At 27.2% G+C, this 21,034-nt stretch carries 17 protein-coding genes; 10 read left to right on the top strand and 7 right to left on the bottom strand.

Translation table 11 applies throughout. The features are described from left to right. Positions 1-73: 73 nt before the first annotated feature. Entirely contained in the window at positions 74-748 is a 675-nt protein-coding gene (locus tag U0T58_00705) for an NADH-quinone oxidoreductase subunit B (protein XBC42425.1), read from the bottom strand. A gap of 39 nt (positions 749-787) precedes the next feature. Continuing rightward, a complete protein-coding gene (ndhC, locus tag U0T58_00700; protein XBC42424.1) occupies positions 788-1,183 on the bottom strand; it encodes an NADH-quinone oxidoreductase subunit A in 396 nt (131 codons plus the stop codon). Positions 1,184-1,419: 236 nt separating this feature from the next. Here ndhC and dnaK point away from each other — a divergent pair, with 236 nt between their 5' ends. Both dnaK and dnaJ read left to right on the top strand, forming a co-directional pair. After that, complete coding sequence (dnaK, locus tag U0T58_00695) at positions 1,420-3,330, top strand: molecular chaperone DnaK (GenBank protein XBC42423.1); 1,911 nt, start codon at positions 1,420-1,422, stop codon at positions 3,328-3,330. A gap of 95 nt (positions 3,331-3,425) precedes the next feature. Beyond that, positions 3,426-4,565, top strand: coding sequence for a molecular chaperone DnaJ (gene dnaJ / locus U0T58_00690; protein ID XBC42422.1), 1,140 nt, complete (start codon positions 3,426-3,428; stop codon positions 4,563-4,565). Positions 4,566-4,648: 83 nt separating this feature from the next. On the opposite strand, the gene rpsT is transcribed toward dnaJ, so the two are convergent. Then, positions 4,649-4,912: a 30S ribosomal protein S20 gene (rpsT, locus tag U0T58_00685; GenBank protein XBC42421.1), complete on the bottom strand. Its 264-nt coding sequence runs from the start codon at positions 4,910-4,912 to the stop codon at positions 4,649-4,651. 218 nt (positions 4,913-5,130) lie between these two features. Here rpsT and ribF point away from each other — a divergent pair, with 218 nt between their 5' ends. The 7 genes from ribF to folA all read left to right on the top strand — a co-directional run bounded on the left by ribF (position 5,131) and on the right by folA (position 16,376). Then, positions 5,131-6,087: a bifunctional riboflavin kinase/FAD synthetase gene (ribF, locus tag U0T58_00680; protein XBC42420.1), complete on the top strand. Its 957-nt coding sequence runs from the start codon at positions 5,131-5,133 to the stop codon at positions 6,085-6,087. A gap of 21 nt (positions 6,088-6,108) precedes the next feature. Continuing rightward, positions 6,109-8,937 carry an isoleucine--tRNA ligase gene (gene ileS / locus U0T58_00675; protein XBC42419.1) on the top strand — a complete coding sequence of 943 codons (2,829 nt, stop codon included), beginning with the start codon at positions 6,109-6,111 and terminating at the stop codon, positions 8,935-8,937. A gap of 576 nt (positions 8,938-9,513) precedes the next feature. Then, the gene (gene ispH / locus U0T58_00670; protein XBC42418.1) at positions 9,514-10,467 is read left to right on the top strand and encodes a 4-hydroxy-3-methylbut-2-enyl diphosphate reductase; all 954 of its coding nucleotides are present in this window, start codon (positions 9,514-9,516) and stop codon (positions 10,465-10,467) included. Positions 10,468-10,491: 24 nt separating this feature from the next. Continuing rightward, complete coding sequence (dapB, locus tag U0T58_00665; protein ID XBC42417.1) at positions 10,492-11,313, top strand: 4-hydroxy-tetrahydrodipicolinate reductase; 822 nt, start codon at positions 10,492-10,494, stop codon at positions 11,311-11,313. A gap of 110 nt (positions 11,314-11,423) precedes the next feature. Beyond that, on the top strand, positions 11,424-12,617 hold the full coding sequence (carA, locus tag U0T58_00660; GenBank protein XBC42416.1) for a glutamine-hydrolyzing carbamoyl-phosphate synthase small subunit: 1,194 nt from the start codon (positions 11,424-11,426) through the stop codon (positions 12,615-12,617). Continuing rightward, a complete protein-coding gene (gene carB, locus U0T58_00655; protein ID XBC42415.1) occupies positions 12,596-15,826 on the top strand; it encodes a carbamoyl-phosphate synthase large subunit in 3,231 nt (1,076 codons plus the stop codon). The genes carA and carB overlap by 22 nt, the downstream gene beginning before the upstream one ends. Before the next feature lie 61 nt (positions 15,827-15,887). After that, positions 15,888-16,376, top strand: a complete 489-nt coding sequence (gene folA, locus U0T58_00650) for a type 3 dihydrofolate reductase (protein ID XBC42414.1) — start codon at positions 15,888-15,890, stop codon at positions 16,374-16,376. Positions 16,377-16,391: 15 nt separating this feature from the next. Here the strand turns inward: folA and U0T58_00645 are convergent, their stop codons facing one another. Both U0T58_00645 and rsmA read right to left on the bottom strand, forming a co-directional pair. Beyond that, positions 16,392-17,216 carry a symmetrical bis(5'-nucleosyl)-tetraphosphatase gene (locus tag U0T58_00645; GenBank protein XBC42413.1) on the bottom strand — a complete coding sequence of 275 codons (825 nt, stop codon included), beginning with the start codon at positions 17,214-17,216 and terminating at the stop codon, positions 16,392-16,394. A 58-nt stretch (positions 17,217-17,274) separates the two neighbouring features. Next, positions 17,275-18,066 carry a 16S rRNA (adenine(1518)-N(6)/adenine(1519)-N(6))-dimethyltransferase RsmA gene (gene rsmA, locus U0T58_00640; protein XBC42412.1) on the bottom strand — a complete coding sequence of 264 codons (792 nt, stop codon included), beginning with the start codon at positions 18,064-18,066 and terminating at the stop codon, positions 17,275-17,277. Between the two features lie 562 nt (positions 18,067-18,628). On the opposite strand from rsmA, the gene U0T58_00635 reads away from it, so the two are divergent. Beyond that, positions 18,629-19,378, top strand: a complete 750-nt coding sequence (locus tag U0T58_00635; protein XBC42411.1) for a DedA family protein — start codon at positions 18,629-18,631, stop codon at positions 19,376-19,378. A 172-nt stretch (positions 19,379-19,550) separates the two neighbouring features. Here U0T58_00635 and rplY read toward each other — a convergent pair whose 3' ends face one another. Beyond that, positions 19,551-19,835 carry a 50S ribosomal protein L25 gene (rplY, locus tag U0T58_00630; GenBank protein XBC42410.1) on the bottom strand — a complete coding sequence of 95 codons (285 nt, stop codon included), beginning with the start codon at positions 19,833-19,835 and terminating at the stop codon, positions 19,551-19,553. 121 nt (positions 19,836-19,956) lie between these two features. Continuing rightward, positions 19,957-20,793: a deoxyribonuclease IV gene (gene nfo, locus U0T58_00625; GenBank protein ID XBC42538.1), complete on the bottom strand. Its 837-nt coding sequence runs from the start codon at positions 20,791-20,793 to the stop codon at positions 19,957-19,959. Positions 20,794-21,034: the final 241 nt, after the last annotated feature.

The raw sequence follows: 21,034 nt of genomic DNA, 5'->3' as shown, positions 1-21,034 counted from the left end.
TAATAAAAATACAATACAATAAACTATTTACGATAATAAAATTTTTGAAAACATAGCTTAAACATAATACACCCTAAATTTGATCTGGAGAACGAAGGTGTTTAATAGAAATATATCTCTTTCTACGACGACTCCTTTCTGAAGGCATATTAGCACGATAAACTCCTTGCTCTCCTATCACCCAAGACAATGGACGACGCTCTTCAGATATAGACTTCTGTAATAACATTAATCCTTCTATATACGCTTCTGGTCTAGGAGGACAACCAGGAATATACACATCTACAGGTAGGAATTTATCTACACCTTGAACAACAGAGTAAACGTCATACATCCCCCCTGAATTAGCACAGGAACCCATAGAAATAACCCATTTTGGTTCTAACATTTGATCGTATAAACGTTGAATAACTGGAACCATTTTAATAAATGGTGTTCCCGCTATAACCATAAAATCAGCCTGTCTAGGAGATGCACGTAATACTTCAGAACCAAATCTTGAAACGTCATTTATAGACGTAAACGAAGTAACCATTTCTACATAACAGCATGACAAACCAAAATTATAGGGCCATAAAGAATTTTTTCTGCCCCAATTTACTAAATTATGAATGCATTTACTAATTGTTCCCATATAAACATTTTTATGAATATAATTTTTGAGAGGATCAGACACAATCTCTTTCTTCTGAAGAGGATAATCTTTATTTTTTTTTGAAACATCTACTCTAGTTAATGTATACTTCATAAAATGAATTACCTCAAAATAGCTTTAATATTAATATTCCTAAAAATATTCTGATTTCCAATTTAATGAATTTAAGCGAATTAAATAAACTAATCCAGATAAAAGAAAAAAAACAAAAAACATAACTTCTATAAAACCTATCCAACCTGATTCAATAATACTTATCGACCAAAGATATAAATACAACGCTTCAACATCAAATAATACAAAATATATTGCAATTAAATAAAACTTAATAAACATATTTAAATGAAAAACACTATCAACAGGATCTATTCCTGATTCAAACGGCGTATGTTTATGTCTAGATTGCGATTTTCCACCTAATACTGTGCTCAATGATAATATAGACAAACATATAAAAAAAGCCACCAAAAAAAATATGAAAAAAGCCCATTGTTGAGGACAATGAAATGCATTTATAACATGATGCATAATTTTATCAATTTAGTATATCAATTAAAGTACGAATATACTAAACTAAAAACCAGAAACTTTCTATTTAAAATAAAGTTTTAAACATTTTTAAACTAGTTTTTTTTTTAGCCTTGATGATTAAAAAATTGACCCCATCTACTTATTATCAAGCATTACAATTGTAAAAATTTTAAAATAACTTTAAAACTATATAAAATAAGTTGCACTTCTACATATTTAAATAAGGAAAAACTATGAGTAAAATCATTGGTATCGATTTAGGAACCACTAATTCTTGTATTGCAATTATGGATGGAAAAAAAACACGTGTATTAGAAAATGCAGAAGGTGACCGAACAACACCATCAATAATAGCATATACCGAAAATGGAGAAATATTAGTAGGAAAACCTGCTAAACGTCAAGCCATAACTAATCCAAAAAACACATTATTTGCAATAAAACGTTTGATTGGAAGAAAATTTACCGATGAAGAAGTACAACGTGATATTAAAATAATGCCATATAAAATAATAAAATCTGATAATGGAGATGCATGGATCAACATTAAAAAACAAAAATTAGCTCCTCCTCAAATTTCTGCAGAAGTATTAAAAAAAATGAAAAAAACCGCAGAAGATTATTTAGGAGAAAAAATAACAGAAGCTGTTATCACAGTTCCTGCATATTTCAATGATGCTCAAAGACAAGCAACAAAAGATGCAGGAAGAATTGCAGGATTAGACGTAAAAAGAATTATTAATGAACCAACAGCTGCAGCATTAGCTTACGGCTTAGACAAAGATAAAAACAACAAAATCATTGCTGTATATGATCTAGGTGGGGGAACATTTGATATTTCAATAATAGAAATAGATAATGTCGACAAAGAAAAAACTTTTGAAGTATTAGCTACAAATGGAGACACTCATCTTGGAGGAGAAGACTTTGATAGTAGATTAATAAACTATCTATCTGAAGAATTTAAAAAAGATCAAGGTACTGATTTAAGAAATGATCCATTAGCTATGCAACGTTTGAAAGAAGCTGCAGAAAAAGCAAAAATTGAATTATCTTCTGCACAGCAAACCGATGTTAATCTTCCTTATATCACAGCAGATTCTAATGGGCCAAAACATCTAAATATTAAAGTAACTAGATCTAAATTAGAATCTTTAGTAGAAGATCTAATAACTAAATCTATTGAACCTTTAAAAACTGCATTAAAAGATGCAAAATTGTCTATTTCGGATATTAACGACGTTATTTTAGTAGGTGGGCAAACAAGAATGCCTATGGTTCAAAAAAGAGTAGCTGATTTCTTTAAAAAAGAACCAAGAAAAGATGTTAATCCAGACGAAGCTGTAGCTGTCGGTGCAGCAGTGCAAGGAGGAGTACTATCCGGAGAAGTAAAAGATGTATTATTATTAGACGTTACACCACTATCCTTAGGTATAGAAACTATGGGTGGTATAATGACTACATTAATTAATAAAAATACAACAATTCCAACAAAACATAGCCAAGTATTTTCTACTGCAGAAGATAATCAATCAGCCGTAACAATACATGTACTTCAAGGAGAGCGTAAAAGATCAATAGACAATAAATCATTAGGTCAATTCAATTTAGATGGTATTCAACCTGCACCAAGAGGAATGGCACAAATTGAAGTAACGTTTGATATAGACGCAGACGGTATATTACATGTATCGGCAAAAGATAAAAATACAGGAAAAGAACAAAAAATTACCATTAAATCATCATCTGGACTAAACGAAACAGAAATTAAAAAAATGATATCAGATGCAGAAGTTAACTCTGAATCAGATAAACACTTTGAAGAACTGATCAAAACAAGAAATCAAGGAGATCAAATCTCTCATAGTACTAAAAAACAACTAAAAAATGCAGAAAAAACTATGAGTAAAGAAGATCAAAACAATATAAAAATAGCCTTAGATGAATTAGATAAAGCTCTAAAAGAAGAAAATAAGACCAATATAGAACAAAAAATACAAAATGTATTAAAATTTTCTTCAAAATTAATGGAAAATACTACACCAAACTCAAAACCTAATTCTAATAATAATACAAATTCTTCTAAATCAGAAGAAAACGTAGTAGATGCAGAATTTGAAGAAGTAAAAGATCCAAAAAAATAATATTTATTAATAAATAATTAGAAATGAATAAAAAACACGAGCATAAAATTTTTATTATGCTCGTGTTAAGATTTATACAACCAGGAAAAGTAAGAATGTCAAAACAAGATCTTTATCAAATTTTAGGAATTAGTCAATCATCCGACGAACGAGATATAAAAAAAGCATATAAAAAACTAGCGATGAAATATCATCCAGACAGAAATCAAGGAAACAAAGCATCTGAAGAAAAATTTAAAAAAATTAAAGAAGCATACGAAATTTTAAGTGATACAGAAAAAAGAGCAACATATGATCAATATGGACATGCTGCATTCGAACAAGGAAATACAAGAAACACTACGTTTACTCATAATTTTAGTAATAGCTCAGATTTTAGTGACATATTTGGTGATGTATTCGGAGACATATTTAATGGAAATAGAACGAAAAGGTCTACTAAAGGGTCCGATTTACGTTATAACATGAATTTAACTCTAGAAGAAGCTGTAAGAGGAACCACAAAAGAAATTCATATTCCTACTTTACAAACTTGTCCATCATGTTATGGAAGTGGAGCTCAATCTGGATCAAAACCTAAAAATTGTCAAAAATGTCGCGGACATGGACAAATACAAATAAGAAGAGGATTTTTTACTGTTCAACAAACATGCCCACAATGTCAAGGAAAAGGAAGTATAATACAATTTCCATGCTATACATGTCATGGTCATGGAAAAATAGAAAAATCTAAAATTTTATCAGTTAAAATTCCACCTGGAGTAAACACAGACGATCGAATTCGTTTGAATAACGAAGGAGAAGCAGGTGAAAATGGAGCTTCTTCCGGAGATTTATATGTTCAAATAATAGTAAAAAAACATCCTATCTTCGAACGTAAAGAAAACGATTTATATTGTGAAGTACCAATAAATTTTTCTATGGCTGCTTTAGGTGGAGAAATCGAAGTACCAACATTAGACGGAAAAGTTAAACTAAAAATTCCAGAAGAAACACAATCAGGAAGATTGTTTAGAATTAAAGAAAAGGGAGTAAAATCTATTAGAAACAGAAAAAAAGGAGATTTATTATGTAAGATAATCGTAGAAACTCCAGTAAATCTTAATGAACAGCAAAAATACCTTTTATACCAATTAGGAGAAAGTTTCGATGGATTTAAAGGAGAAAAAAATAGTCCTAAATCAAAACGATTTTTTGAAGGAGTAAAAAGGTTCTTTGATGATCTTACTAAATAAACCTTAAAAAATTTGCTTCTATATAACTTTTATGGAAGCAAATTTTAAAAATGAACGTTTACTACTTTATCTTTCTATAATGTTTAAGCTAATAATTTAATCTTATGTTCTAAATTTGATTTGTGTCTTGCTGCTTTATTTTTATGAATTAAACCTTTAGTAGCATATCGATCTAAAATTGATTGAACCTGACTAAATTGCAATTGTGCCCTTTCTTTATTTCCTAATAATATTTCAACATTTACTTTCTTTATAAAAGTTTTGATTCTAGATCTTTTACTAGAATTACAACGTCTTATTTTTTCAGATTTTACAGAACTTTTTTTAGATGACTTTAAATTCGCCAAAATATGTGCTCCCTATATGACCTTAAACAGAATAATTCAAAATATGTACATAACACTATATAATATCATCAAATGAAACACACACTCACCATATTTATATGTTATTTTAACATGATCTACTATGGATTCTATACAATTTATAAAAATCATTTATGACATAAAAATTATATTTAACTGAAAAATTTATACCATCTTTCATTATTAAAATATTACTTACTATGAAACTAATAAGAAACATTAATCATCTTGAGTTCAAAACTCGTTCTTGTATTTTAACAATAGGAAATTTTGATGGAGTACATTTAGGTCATCAAAAACTACTTAACTTAATTTGCAAAAAAAAAGAAGAACATAAAAAACCAGCTACTGTTATTATATTTGAACCACAACCTAAAGAATTCTTTTATCCAAAAAATCCTCCTACTCGAATAATGACATTTCGAGAAAAAATAAAATACCTATCCCAATGGGATATTGATATAATATTATGCATTTGTTTTAATAAAAATTTTTCTTTAATAAATCCGATGAATTTTGTAACCAAAATATTAGTTAAAAAACTAAATATTTTCTTTTTAGCTGTTGGAGAAAATTTTCGTTTTGGAACAAAAAAACAAGGCAATATCACTTTTTTAAAAGAAATGGGAAAAAATTTCAATTTTGAAGTCTATACAACTAAAATACTTAAAATAAACCAAATTAAAGTAAGCAGCACAGCTATCAGAATAGCATTAAAAAACAACGATTTAAAATTAGCTAAAAAATTACTCGGACGTTCTTTTAGTATCTCTGGAAGAGTTATTCATGGAAAAAAAAATGGAACTTTAATAGGATTTCCAACAGCTAACGTAACTCTATACAAAAATAAAGCTCCAATTAGCGGAGTTTTCGCAGTAAAAGTATTCGTATTTTCGTTAAAACAAATGTTCTTTGGAGTAGCAAACGTCGGAACTCGACCCACCATGCTAGGAATAAAACAAATGCTCGAAGTACATTTAATAAACGTTTCTATAAACTTATATAAAAAACGCATAGAAGTTATTTTCATCAAAAAAATAAGAAATGAAATTTTTTTTTCTTCTATAGAAAATTTAAAAAAACAAATTAAATGTGATGTCAATGAAGCAAACTTACACTTTAATAAATATTCTAATAAAACATCACATTACAAATAAAATACATAAAAAGAGAAAATAATGACTGATTATAAATCAACTCTAAATTTACCTCATACCAACTTTTCAATGAAAGGTAACTTATCTGAAAAAGAACCAACAATTCTTAAAAAATGGGAAAAAAATAACGTTTATAATACCATTAGAAAAAATAAAAAAAATAAAAAAAAATTTTTTTTACATGACGGTCCTCCATATGCTAATGGAAATATTCATATTGGACATGCAGCAAATAAAATCTTAAAAGATATTATTATTAAATCAAAAAACATGTCGGGATTCGATGCTCCTTATACTCCCTCTTGGGATTGCCATGGATTACCTATTGAACATAAAATTGAAAAAATGAACCAAAAAGATGAAATAAATAACATTACGACAAATACTTTTCGAAACCAATGTAGAAAATATGCCGATACTCAAGTAAATCATCAAAAAAAAGAATTTACTAGATTAGGAGTATTAGGAGACTGGAATAATGCATATTTAACGATGAATTTTAAAAACGAAGCACATATAATGAATACTTTTGCTAAAATGATTAAACTTGGTTACATTTATCGAGATTTTAAACCAGTTAATTGGTGCATTAGTTGTTGTTCAGCATTGGCAGAAGCAGAAGTTGAATACGATCTCAAATCGTCTATTTCTACTTTTGTAAAATTTAAAACTACTAATAATAAAATTATTAAAAAAATATTCAATGTTACTAACTTAAATAATTACATTACACCATATATAGTGATCTGGACTACTACACCTTGGAGTTTACCAGCAAATAGAGCTATTGCATTAAATCCTAATTTATGTTATCAGCTTATACAAACACCAGAGCAAACATTAATATTAGCAAAAGAACTAGTACAAACTACTATGCAGAAATGCAAAATTAAACGATGGAATGTTCTAGGTACAACATCCGGAAAACTTCTTGAAAATACACAATTTATTCATCCATTCTTAAACATTAAAATCCCAATTATCTTATCACAACATGCAACATTAGAATTAGGTACAGGAGCCGTACATATAGCTTCAGAATTTGGAAACGATGATTATGAAGTTAGCAAAAAATATAAAATTAATGTAACACAAACAATTGATGGAAATGGAAACTTTATAGCTGATGTTCATCCTAAATTAAACGGAATAAATATCTTTAAATCTATAAAAATAATTATTGAACTGTTAAAAAATAATAATGCCTTATTAAAATACGAAAATTTTACTCACACTTATCCACATTGTTGGAGACATAAAACACCTATTATCTCTCGAGCTACTCAACAATGGTTTATCGACATGAACCATAACAATTTGAAAAAAAGTTGTATAAAACAAATTCAAAAAGTTAAATGGCTGCCAAACTGGGGAAAAGAAAAAATGATTAATTTGATATCTCATCGCCCAGATTGGTGCATATCTAGACAAAGAACATGGGGAGTTCCCATTCCTATCTTTTTTCATAAAGAAACAGGAAAATTACATCCTAAACTATTTTCAATTATCGATCATGTCATAAATAGTGTAAAAGAAAAAGGAATTCAAGCATGGTTCGATTTAGATCAAGATACATTATTGGGTAATGAATCAAACCAATATGTTAAAGTAACAGACATTTTAGATATTTGGTTTGAATCCGGATCTATAATGCTTTCTGACGTGTATAAAAAAGACATTACCCATCATGATCATATCTCTGACTTATACATAGAAGGATCGGATCAACATCGAGGTTGGTTTATGTCCTCTCTCATAATATCTACCGCTATTAATGCTACTCCTCCGTATCGTACAGTAATCACTCATGGATTTATCGTAGATAGAGAAGGAAAAAAAATGTCCAAATCTATTGGAAATACTATCCATCCTGACGATATAATTAAAAAATTAGGAGCAGATATATTAAGATTATGGATAGCTTCTACTAACTACTTTAAAGAAATTATTATTTCCGATAATATTCTTAAACAAACATCAGATATCTACAGAAAAATTCGAAATACAACTAGATTTCTTATCGCAAATTTATATGATTTCAATTATGAACAAGACATGATATCTTCTAAAAATATGATAATGTTAGATCGATGGATCATAGGAAAAACCTTTGAAGTTCAAAATAAAATAATCCATAGTTATAATAGTTATGACTTCCATGATGTAATCAAACACATAACATGTTTTTGTTCAATAGAAATGAGTTCTTTTTATTTAGATATAATTAAAGACAGACAATATCTAACAAAACCCAATAGTGTTGCGAGAAGAAGTGGCCAAAGCGCCATGCATCTTATTTTAAATTCACTTGTAAGATGGATAGCACCTATTCTGTCTTTTACCGCAGATGAAATATGGGATCACTTACCAGGAAAAAAAAGCAAATCTATATTTACCGAAGAATGGTTTGATCAACTATTTTACTTAAATGACAGCTACATTATGAACAACCAATATTGGAATGAATTACTAATTATTAAAAATGAGATCAATAAAGCTTTAGATCACGCTAGGAAAAACAAAATATTAGGTAATTCTCTAGAATCATCAATTACACTATATGTTGATAATAGTCTTAAAGAAAAACTAAAATTATTAAAAAATGAACTAAAATTTTTATTTTTAACATCACAAGTTAAAATAAAAAATTATTCTTTTGCTCCCAATCATTCCATAAAAAGTGCATTAATCAAACATTTTAAAATACACGTCTCTAAAATAAACGGGAGAAAATGTACCCGATGTTGGCATATTATTACTAATATTGAAGACATTAACGAAAATTTAAAAATATGCAAAAGATGTATTTTAAATATTTCAGGATCAGGTGAAACACGTAAATTTCTATAATGAAAAAATCACTAACCCCATTAAACATACTAATTTTATTAAATAGTATTTTTCTAATAACACTATTAGATTTTTTAAGTAAAAGATGGATAAGTAATAATTTTCCATTATTTGAAGTTACACATATTACTTCAACATTAAACATTGTTCATACACACAACTATGGATTAGCATTTAGCCTTTTTTCCAATGTTAGCAAAGAACATAAATATATCTTATATTTTATAAATTTTATAACTATTATTATAATATCGAAGATTATGTGTTTTATTTCAAGCAATAAAACATATTACAATTTCATTTATATTTTAATAATTGGCGGAGCAATCGGGAACTTAATAGATCGATTACGTTTTGGTTTCGTAATAGATTTTATTGATATTCACTTTAAAAATTGGCATTTTGCTATATTTAATATAGCGGACATAAGTATTTTTTTAGGCAGCATCCTACTAATATACATTCACCTTTACAAGAACAAATGAAATAAAACATATACTAACACTTACATAATATATTTTACATAAATATAAAATAATTAAATAACAATATTTACTTAAAATTTTGTACATACATATGAATATTTTTTTAGCAAATCCAAGAGGATTTTGTGCAGGAGTAAAAAGAGCAATCAATATTGTTAATACTGCATTAAAAGTCTGGGGAAAACCTATTTACGTCAATCACGAAATAGTACATAATACATACGTCATCAATGATTTAAAATCTAGAGGTGTTATTTTTAATGAACATATTAATTCTATTCCAAAAGGATCAATACTAATTCTTTCAGCACATGGAGTATCTAAAAATCTAAAAAATAAAGCTATAAAAAGAAAATTAAAAATAATTGATGCAACCTGTCCACTAGTCGAAAAAGTTCATAAAAAAGTATCAAAAGCTAGCAAATTAGGCTTTGAAGCTGTACTTATAGGAACAGCTAAACATCCAGAAATCGAAGGAACACTAGGGCAATATGATAACATTCATGGAAAAATTTATCTTATAGAATCAGTTAAAGATGTGTCAAAATTAAAAGTTAAAAATTCAAATAAATTAATGCTAATGACTCAAACTACACTATCTTTAGAAAAAATTAATCCTATTATTACAGCACTGAAAAAAAAATATCCTAATATTATTAATTCAAAAAAAACAGATGTTTGCTATGCAACCATTAATCGTCAAATAGCAGTTAAAAAATTATCAAAGATATCTGACACTATTATTGTAATAGGTTCAAGATATTCTTCTAATTCTAATCAATTAGTCCAATTAGCGAAAAAAACAGGAAAACATTCTATTTTAATAGACTCTAAAAATGAAATTCATACAAACGATTGGATTATTAAAAATTCTCGGTCTATTGGAATAACAGCTGGAGCTTCCACTCCAAACATTATAATAAAACAAATAATCAAAAAGCTAAGCACAATCAAAAACACTACTATACAAGAAATTACTGGAATTAGTGAAAATATTATATTTCGCATTCCAAAAGAACTGAAGTGTATTAGAAAAAACAAATAATTCTTTATTACTCAGGAAACAAAAATGCAAAATAAACCATTTAAGATTGCTATATCCGGTGCTCTTGGTAAAATGGGAACAAACTTAATTAAAGAGATACGTACAAACAACTATAACAACATCTCTCTTAATGTTGCTATAGTAAAAAAAAAACACACTTCAATTCAAGAAAACATAAAAAAAGTAATAGGAACAAACAATACTAACGTTATTATTTCTGATTCTCTAAAACAAGAAATTAATAACTTTGATGTCCTAATAGATTTTACCAATCCTAAAAGTACAATAGAACATTTAAAAATTTGCGCTTTAAATAATAAAAAAATTGTGATTGGAACAACAGGACTATCCGCAGAAGACATAAATACCATCAAAATATTATCAAAAAAAGTTGGTATTGTTTTTTCTCCAAATTATAGCATCGGAATTAATTTAATGTTACATTTATTAAAGAAAACTACTTCCATTATAGGACAATATTCTGACATTGAAATTATCGAAGCACATCATCGTGAAAAAAAAGATGCTCCTTCCGGAACAGCTATAAAAATGGGAGAAATAATATCACAAGAAATGAACTGGAACTTCAAAAAGAAAGCTGTATATATGAGAAAAGGATTAATAGGAAAAAGAAAAAAAGATGAAATTGGTTTCTCAACAATACGTGCCGGTGATACAATAGGAGATCATAAAGTCATTTTTGCAACTCTTGGAGAACGCATCGAAATTATACATAAAGCAACAAATAGATCAATTTTTTCAAAAGGAGCTATAAAAGCCGCAATATGGCTAATGTCAACAAATGAAATAGGATTATTCAACATGTTTGATGTACTAAATATATAATTTTATTTTATATATAAAATAAATGATCTGTATTAACTATGAATATAAATAAATATTTACTAGAAGATATATTTCTAGTTATGTTTTCTTATTGGAGAATATTTTTGAATATGACAACAACGTCATCATCAGAAGCTGTTTTAATTCTAAAAGACGGGACTATATTTTATGGAAAATCAATTGGCGTTTCAGGGGAAACACTAGGAGAAGTTGTATTCAATACATCTATGACAGGATATCAAGAAATTCTAACAGATCCATCATATTTAAATCAAATTATTACTTTTACATATCCACACATAGGTAACGTTGGAATAAACAAAGATGATTATGAATCCAAAATTGTGCATGCAAAAGGATTAATTGTTCGTGATCTCTCTATTATTCCCAGCAATTATAAAAGTGAAATAAGTTTGTCAACTTATTTAATTAATAATAAAATTATAGCTATTTCAGATATTGATACAAGAAAGTTAACAAGAATACTTAGGACTTCTGGATCTCAATATGGTTGCATAGTTACAAAAAACAAATTTAGTATTCCTAAAATATTAAAAAAAATTCATAGTTCGTATAGTTTCAAAAAAATAGACCTAGCAAAAATAATAAGTACAAAACTTCCTTACATATGGAATAAAAAAAACACCTATATTCAAAAACACTTAACAACTTTATCAACTCAAAAAACACCAACATTGCATATTGTAGTATATGATTTTGGAGTAAAACAAAACATATTAAAAATGTTAGTAGAAAGAGGATGTCACTTAACAATCGTACCTGCACAAACTCCAGCTAAAGAAGTTTTAAAATTATTGCCCGATGGAATTTTTTTATCTAATGGACCAGGAGATCCAAGACCATGTAATTACGCTGTCAACGCCATAAAAAAATTTTTAGAAATCAATATTCCGATGTTTGGAATTTGCTTAGGACATCAATTATTAGCTTTAGCTAGTGGAGCACAAATAATAAAAATGAAATTTGGACACCATGGAGGAAACCATCCAGTAAAAGAACTAAGCTCTAATACTGTTATGATTACTTCACAAAATCATAATTTTACAGTAAATCCTAAAAGTATTCCAAAACATATTCGAATTACACACATTTCTCTATTTGATGGAAGTATACAAGGATTACATAGAATAGACAAAAATGCATTTAGTTTCCAAGGACATCCCGAAGCTAGTCCAGGTCCTCACGATTCCATGCTACTATTTGACAAATTTATAACTCTTATAAAAAATCACAATTATCATATCAACCATAAAGAGGAAAAATGCCAAAACGTACCGATATAAAATCTATTCTAATACTCGGATCTGGACCAATTATTATTGGGCAAGCATGTGAATTTGATTATTCTGGAGCTCAAGCATGCAAGTCTTTAAAAGAATCAGGATATAAAGTCATCTTAGTAAATTCAAATCCAGCTACTATTATGACTGATCCTGATATGGCAGATTCTACATATATCGAACCTATTCACTGGAAGATCATAAAAAAAATTATAAAACAAGAAAAACCAGACGCTATTCTACCAACCATGGGAGGACAAACTGCTTTAAACTGTATTTTAGATCTTAGTATACATGGAATACTAGAACAATTCAAAGTAGAAATTATAGGTGCTACTATAGAAGCTATTAAAAAAGCGGAAAACAGAAAATTGTTTGAAAAATCTATTAAAAAAATAGGACTAAACACTGCAAGATCAATAATTGTCAACAATATAAAAACAGCATCAAAAGCTATTAAAGCAATAGGATTTCCAGCAATAATTCGTCCCTCTTTTACTATGGGAGGGAGTGGGGGTGGAATAGCATATAACTACGAAGAATTTAAAGAGATCTGTGAAAGAGGATTAGATCTATCTCCATCTAAACAATTAATCATTGACGAATCTCTCATTGGATGGAAAGAATATGAAATGGAAGTAGTAAGAGATAAAAAAGACAATTGCATTATTATCTGTTCCATAGAGAATATGGATCCAATGGGGATACATACCGGAGATTCTATAACTGTTTCTCCCGCTCAAACTTTAACAGATAAAGAATACCAAAACATGAGAAATGCGTCAATATCAATTTTAAGAGAAATTGGTGTAGAAACAGGAGGAGCCAACGTTCAATTTGCTATAAATCCTAAAAACGGGCAGATGATTGTCATTGAAATGAATCCTCGTGTATCTCGATCATCTGCACTTGCTTCTAAAGCCACTGGTTTCCCTATAGCAAAAATTGCAGCAAAATTAGCTGTAGGATATACATTAGATGAATTAAATAACGATTTAATCGGATTGCATGCAACTGCATCTTTCGAACCTACTATGGATTATGTAGTCACCAAAATACCTAGATTCAATTTCGAAAAATTTACAGGATGTAATGACAGATTAACAACACAAATGAAATCTGTAGGAGAAGTTATGGCAATCGGAAGAACATTCCAAGAATCTATACAAAAAGCTATAGTAGGGCTAGAAATTGGAGCAAGTGGTTTTGATACAAAAATAAAAAAAAATACACCAGATAATATAAAAAAAATTCATTATGAACTAAGAGAAGCAGGATCAGATAGACTTTGGTATATTGGAGACGCATTTCGTTTAGGAATGTCTATAAATGATGTATTCAACTTAACATTAATCGATAAGTGGTTCTTAGCCCAAATTAAAGAACTAATAGAAATGGAAAAATGTATAAAAAATATAAAAGAAATAGATAATATTAATTATACTATGTTTAAATCAATCAAGAAAAAAGGATTTTCAGATTTAAGAATTGCTATACTAACTAAAACTTCCGAAAGAAAAATTAGAAAAATTAGACATAACTTAAACTTACATCCAGTATATAAAAGAATTGATACTTGTGCAGCAGAATTCAAAAGCGAAACAGCTTACATGTACTCTACTTGGGAAGATGAATGTGAATCAAAACCTATTAACCACAACAAAAAAATTATTATTTTAGGAGGAGGTCCAAACAGAATAGGCCAAGGTATCGAATTCGACTATTGTTGTGTCCACGCATCGTTAGCCTTAAGAGAGAATGGCTTTGAAACTGTCATGATTAACTGTAATCCAGAAACCGTATCAACTGACTATGATATTTCTAATAGATTATATTTCGAACCAATAACGCTAGAAACAACTCTAGAAATTATCAAAATAGAAAAACCTCATGGTGTTATAATACAATATGGTGGTCAAACACCTCTAAAACTTGCACAAAAATTCGAAAAAGAGGGCATTCCTATTATTGGAACTAGTCCAAATTCTATTGATAAAGCGGAAAATAGAAAAAGATTCCAAAAAATTGTATCTGATCTAGGTTTAATGCAACCAGCTAATGCTACTGTAACAAATTTACAAGATGCTTATATACAATCTAAAATTGTTAAATACCCAATTATGATCAGACCATCATATGTTTTAGGTGGACGTGCTATGGAAGTAGTTTACAATGAAAATGATTTAAAAGATTACTTTAAGAATACTGTAACATCAAAAAATAAAAACCCAATTTTGTTAGATCATTACTTAGACAATGCCATAGAAATTGATGTAGACGCTATTTGCGACGGAAAAAATGTTTTAATCGGTGGTATTATGGAACATATCGAACAAGCCGGAATACATTCCGGAGATTCAGCTTGTTCCTTACCTGCATATACTTTAAGTATAGAAATTCAAAATGTTATTAGATCTCAAGTCAAAAAACTCGCATTTGCACTTTCTGTAAAAGGATTAATGAATATACAATTTGCCATACAAAACAAAAAAATATATATATTAGAAGTAAATCCTAGAGCATCAAGAACTATCCCTTTTGTTTCAAAATCTACTGGAATAGCATTAGCAAAAGTAGCTGCAAGAGTAATGATCGGAACTACTTTATTACAACAAGGTTATACGCAAGAAATCATCCCATCTTATTGTTCAGTGAAAGAAGTAGTACTACCATTTAACAAATTTCGAGGATCAATACCAACACTTGGACCAGAAATGAAATCTACTGGAGAAGTTATGGGAATGGGACAAAACTTTTCCGAAGCATTTTCAAAGGCTATGCTAGGAGCACAAATAAGTATAAAAAAATCAAAAAGAGTATTAATCTCTGTAAAAAATAGCGATAAAATAAAAATCTTAGATTTAGCACGAAAACTTAAAAAAATTGGATTTAAATTAGATGCAACATTTGGAACTGCAAAAACACTAAAAAAAAATGGAATAAACGTTAGAACAGTTAACAAAATACATGAAAGAAGACCTCACGTACAAGATCGATTAAAAAATAATGAATATACATACATCATAAATACTAACGATTGTGATCAAAACATTATTGATTTTAAAACAATCTGTCAAAGTGCACTACAGTATCAAGTGCATTATGACACTACATTAAACGGAGCTTATGCTACAATCATGGCTATTAAAGAATGTCCTATTAAAAATGTTATATCTTTACAAGAAAGACACAAAACAATACTAAAAAAATAATTTTATATATTTCCACTTTAAACTAATCTAACCTAATTAGCATCAATTATTAAAATTAATAATGAAAATTAGTATCATTGCAGCAATATCAGAAAATTTTGTAATTGGAAATAATAATTCTATACCCTGGAATTTACCATTAGATTTAATATGGTTCAAAAAACATACGATAAATAAAAGCGTAATTATGGGTAGACTCACTTGGGATTCCATAAAATCTGAACTACCAATGAGACAAAATATAATATTGACTCGTAAAGATATAGAAAGCTACAAAAATGTACATTTTGTAAGTTCTATTAAAAAAGCTATTCAATTAGCAACTAACAAAAATGAAATAATGATTATTGGTGGAGGTAAATTATACTCCCAAATGCTATACTCTGCTAATAAACTTTATTTAACAAAAATAAAAATTAATATTAAAGGAGATACTTATTTTCCAGAATATAGACACATGAATTGGAATACAATATTTTCAGAAAAACATAAAATAGAAAAAAATGGTTTACATTTTCAATTTCAGATTTTAGAACGCATAAAAAAATAAAAAATTGATTTCTTGTCAAACACATATCTCAGATTTTTGATAAAACCATTCGTTATCTTCTAAACAAAACATACTCAATTTTCCACCCCAACAACATCCAGTATCTAAAGAAACAATTTTAGAAGGAGTAATATTATTTTTTAAAGAAGCCCAATGACCAAAAAATATAGAATAATTTTTTAAATTATTATTTTTTATTGCAAACCAGGGTAACATAGGAAACATATTAATAACAGGTGATTGTTTATGCTTCATATCCAACATACCATCGCAATAACAATATCTCATTCTTGTAAATACATTCAAACTAAAACTTAAACAATCTAATTCTTGAAACGAATTATTAATATATTTTACAATATTATTGTTAAATATACTCTCAAATAATACAGCATAATTTCTATTACATAAAATAGATTCTAATTTTCTAGCATAAATTCTAGCTGTGTTAATACTCCAAAAAGGATGAACTCCAGCATGAACCATAATAATCTTTCTCGTTTCATCTACCTGCAATATAGGCTGCTGTCGTAGCCAATTAATTAAAAAATCAATGTCTTTAGCATCTAATATATTTGAAATAATATCGTTTTTAAATTTTTTATGTTTTATATTTGCATAAATAGCAATTAAATTAAGATCATGATTACCTAAAACTACGTGTGCATTCACGCCTAAAGAAGAAACAAATCGCATAACTTCAATAGACTTAGGTCCCCTATTTACTAAATCTCCAGTTAACCACAAATGATCTAATTTTTCATTAAAAGATACCTTTTCTAATAATTTCATCAATTCGTTATAACAACCATGAACGTCACCAACAAAATATGTACTCATATTTTTTGTTTTATCCGAAAATATCTTATGACAAAAATTTCTATATCATTATAAACTATTAATCATCTTGTGAACCAATAAAATTTGATAACTTACAATATTGCATTATCGATATATTTTCAGCACGCAACATAGGATCAATACCAAGAGCAATTAAAACATTCTCACTAAATAATGAAGATAAACTATGTCTTACAATTTTTCTTCTTTGACCAAAAGCCAAAGAAGTCACTTTACTCAAATTCTTTATATTTTTCACATAATATTTCCTACTTTTATAAGGAACTAATCTTAAAAAAGTAGAACTAACTTTGGGAATAGGTTTAAAAGATGTAGGATTAATATCAAATAAACGTATCATCTTACAAAAATATTGAGATATGATGCTCAATCTACCATAATTTTTTGTACCTGGAGAAGCTAATAATCTATTTGCTACTTCTTTTTGAAACATAAAATGCATATCAACAATGTTGTTATATTTAAAAAGATATAATAATATTGCTACCGAAATATTATAAGGTAAATTCCCAAAAATTCGTATAGAATCATAAAATTTCTGTTCTATATGTACAAAATTAAATTCTAAAACGTTTTTCGAAAAAATTGTTATCTTATCAATATTTTGATAAGACAAACGCAATCGAGCAACTAAATCACTATCATACTCTATTAAAAATAATTTATTCAAAAATTTATAAATATAATGTGTTAAAGCACCTAACCCAGATCCAATCTCTATCATTATGTCCGTTTTTTTAGGATTAATGCTACTAATAATATTATTAATAACATCACTATCTATTAAAAAATTTTGACCTAATCTTTTTTTTGCAATATATTTTATCATGCTCTAACTTAATCATATTTATTTGTATTCTAAGATACTGTACATTACAAAATATAAATAATAAATAATTACATATAATTAATTTATATTAAAATAAAGAACTCTAGATTTTAACATAATTTTAAAATATTGTAAATCAATTGGTTTGTTCTATTATAATTGTTACTAAAACCTATTAATGCCTATTTTTTAAAAACATCATACATTTATATAAAATTATATTGTTTTACTTTAATACAATATTGATTTTCTATACTAAAAATATTTGTATAATAAATGCTTGAGATTATAAATAGTTTTATAATATTATATACATAAAGCTACTTAAAAATTCTAAAATGTTTTCATTAATATAAACTACAGTATATGAAGAATTACAATATTAATTCATAAAATACATAAAAAATCTTACAATGAAATCATGCTAATCAATAAAAATATCTTAATTATCACTTAAATATTATAACATTTATACAATACTTTTCTAAGATTTCTAAACATTATTCACATTCTAATAAGTTTTATCATCATTTAATCTTTTATAAAAAATAAACGAGAAAATATGGAAAACTGGTTTTTATATTTAATAACACAATCTATTTTTTATTTATTGCCTATAATAACAATAGTAGCATTTTTAGAATCCTTAGCATTAGTAGGTTTATTTCTTCCTGGAATTATACTTATGACTGCATTAGGCACATTAATTGGAAACGGAATATTAAATTTTTATTCAGCTTGGGCAGCTGGATCTATTGGATGCATATGTGGAGACATAGTTTCATATTATCTTGGTTGGAAATTTAAAAATACTTTAAATAATTTTTATTTATTAAAAAAAAACCAACAAATCTTAAAAAAAATAAAGAACACTTTAAACAACTACGCTGCTATAACAATACTAGTAGGAAAATTTATAGGACCTACTAGACCATTGATTCCCATGGTTTGTGGCATGTTAAATTTATCTTTAAAAAAATTTTTTTCTTCTACGATCTTTGGATGCATATTATGGCCACCCATATATTTTTTTCCAGGAATTATTACAGGAATAGCAATCACTACTACATCGATTAAAAATAATCCATATTTTAAATTATTAATCTTTAGTATTATTATATTGCTTTGGTTAAGCTTATGGCTGATTTGGACGGCATTAAAAGAAAAGAAAAATAATAACACTGATACAAAAAAATTTTTTAGTACGAAACGTTTAGTATTCTTATCTATATTAAGTTTAATACTCGGGATAATTAATATACTTATTTTATATCGTTATCCACAAATAATTATAACTCATAAACTATTTTAGAAAACTTTATTATCGCCACAAATTTTCACTATCATATATTTACTGTTATAATTTAATACATTATGAATATTAATTTAATATCGGCACAAAAACGTGTTAAATTTTAAATTACTAATATTACTATTAATATTTTAATTAATTATATTTTATGTGCCGATATTTAGTATAGTTATTATATTTGAAAAAAATCCATATGCATAATTTTTGGTTTAAATACATGTCTTTGTATTGACTTTACTTTCACTTTATATTTTACATTATCTATTGTAAAAAATAATTCTTCTTGATAAATATCAAGATTTAGCACAATGTTTGCAATCATATTATGATCCAATTCTATACAAATATTAGACCCTGTATTACAATATATCACAGCAGGAAATTTATTCTGTAAACGCAAACGACGACTAGCACTCTTACCTTCTGTTTTACGTTTAATTACATCAATAGTAATCATTTATTTTCGACTTATTTAGTTAAATATAAAAAATAATAATAAAAACAATATTCTTGCATCTACAACCATGTTTACAAATTCTATATTTCGTATAAAAATTTCTATAAAACATACTTACACTTTATAAAGATTTTAGCCAGTCAATTTCTTGTGCCCATAAAGTTTTATCTGTAGTTTCCAATATAATTGGAAAATTTCTGCAATTGACGTTTTTAACAATCCAATTAAACGCTAATTTCCCAATATTTCCTTTACCTAAATTATGATGTCTATCAATACGACTATTAAATACTGTTCTAGAATCGTTAAAATGCATTCCACACAAGTAGTTAAATCCTATAATATCATCAAAACGCTGAAAAGTTTTCTCACACGACGATATTGTACGCAAATCATATCCAGAAGAAAACAAATGACATGTATCTAAACAAACTCCAATACGAGCTTTATCTTTTATTCTATCAATAACAAACATTAAATGCTCAAAAGAATAACCTACATTTGTCCCTTGTCCAGCTGTATTTTCTATTACTAACTTTACTCGAATAGTTTTTTCTAATGCTAAATTAATAGAATCAGCAATCCTATCTAAACACTGTTTTTCAGTAATTTTGTTCAAATGACTACCAGGATGAAAATTTAAAAATTCTAGTCCTAGTTTATGACATCTTATTATTTCACTAATAAAAGATAATCTAGATTTGTTTAAACATTCATCAAGAGGATGACCTAAATTTATTAAATAACCACTATGAGGCAAAATTTGTTTAGAATGATAACTAAAATTTCTACATGCAGATCTAAATTTCAAAATATGCTTATCTTTTAATTCTGCTTTCATCCACCTCAAAGGATTATTAACAAATAATGCAAAAGCAGTAGCTTTCAATTTTTTTGCCCTAATAACTGCTTGATCTAAACCTCCTAATATACTAACATGAGTTCCTATATATCTCATTATTGTTCCTACATAATATTTCATTCATTCATCTTAAACCAAAGCAATATTTTTAAAAAAGTCACATCAATAATATTTGTATTAAAAATATGCTACAAATTTATATAAAAATAATATGTATAAAATTTTATTTTACACATATTATTTTGATAAAATCTAAACTAAATGTTAAAAATTAAAAATATATTAAACAAGTAATATATGTACTTAAAACGTTTTTATAATTTTATATATCATTCAC

The organism is Buchnera aphidicola (Meitanaphis elongallis) (assembly GCA_039830015.1).
GTDB lineage: Bacteria > Pseudomonadota > Gammaproteobacteria > Enterobacterales > Enterobacteriaceae > Buchnera_B > Buchnera_B aphidicola_AU.
The sequence above is the reverse complement of the archived record's forward strand: the minus strand, read 5'-3'. Positions and strand labels throughout refer to the sequence as shown.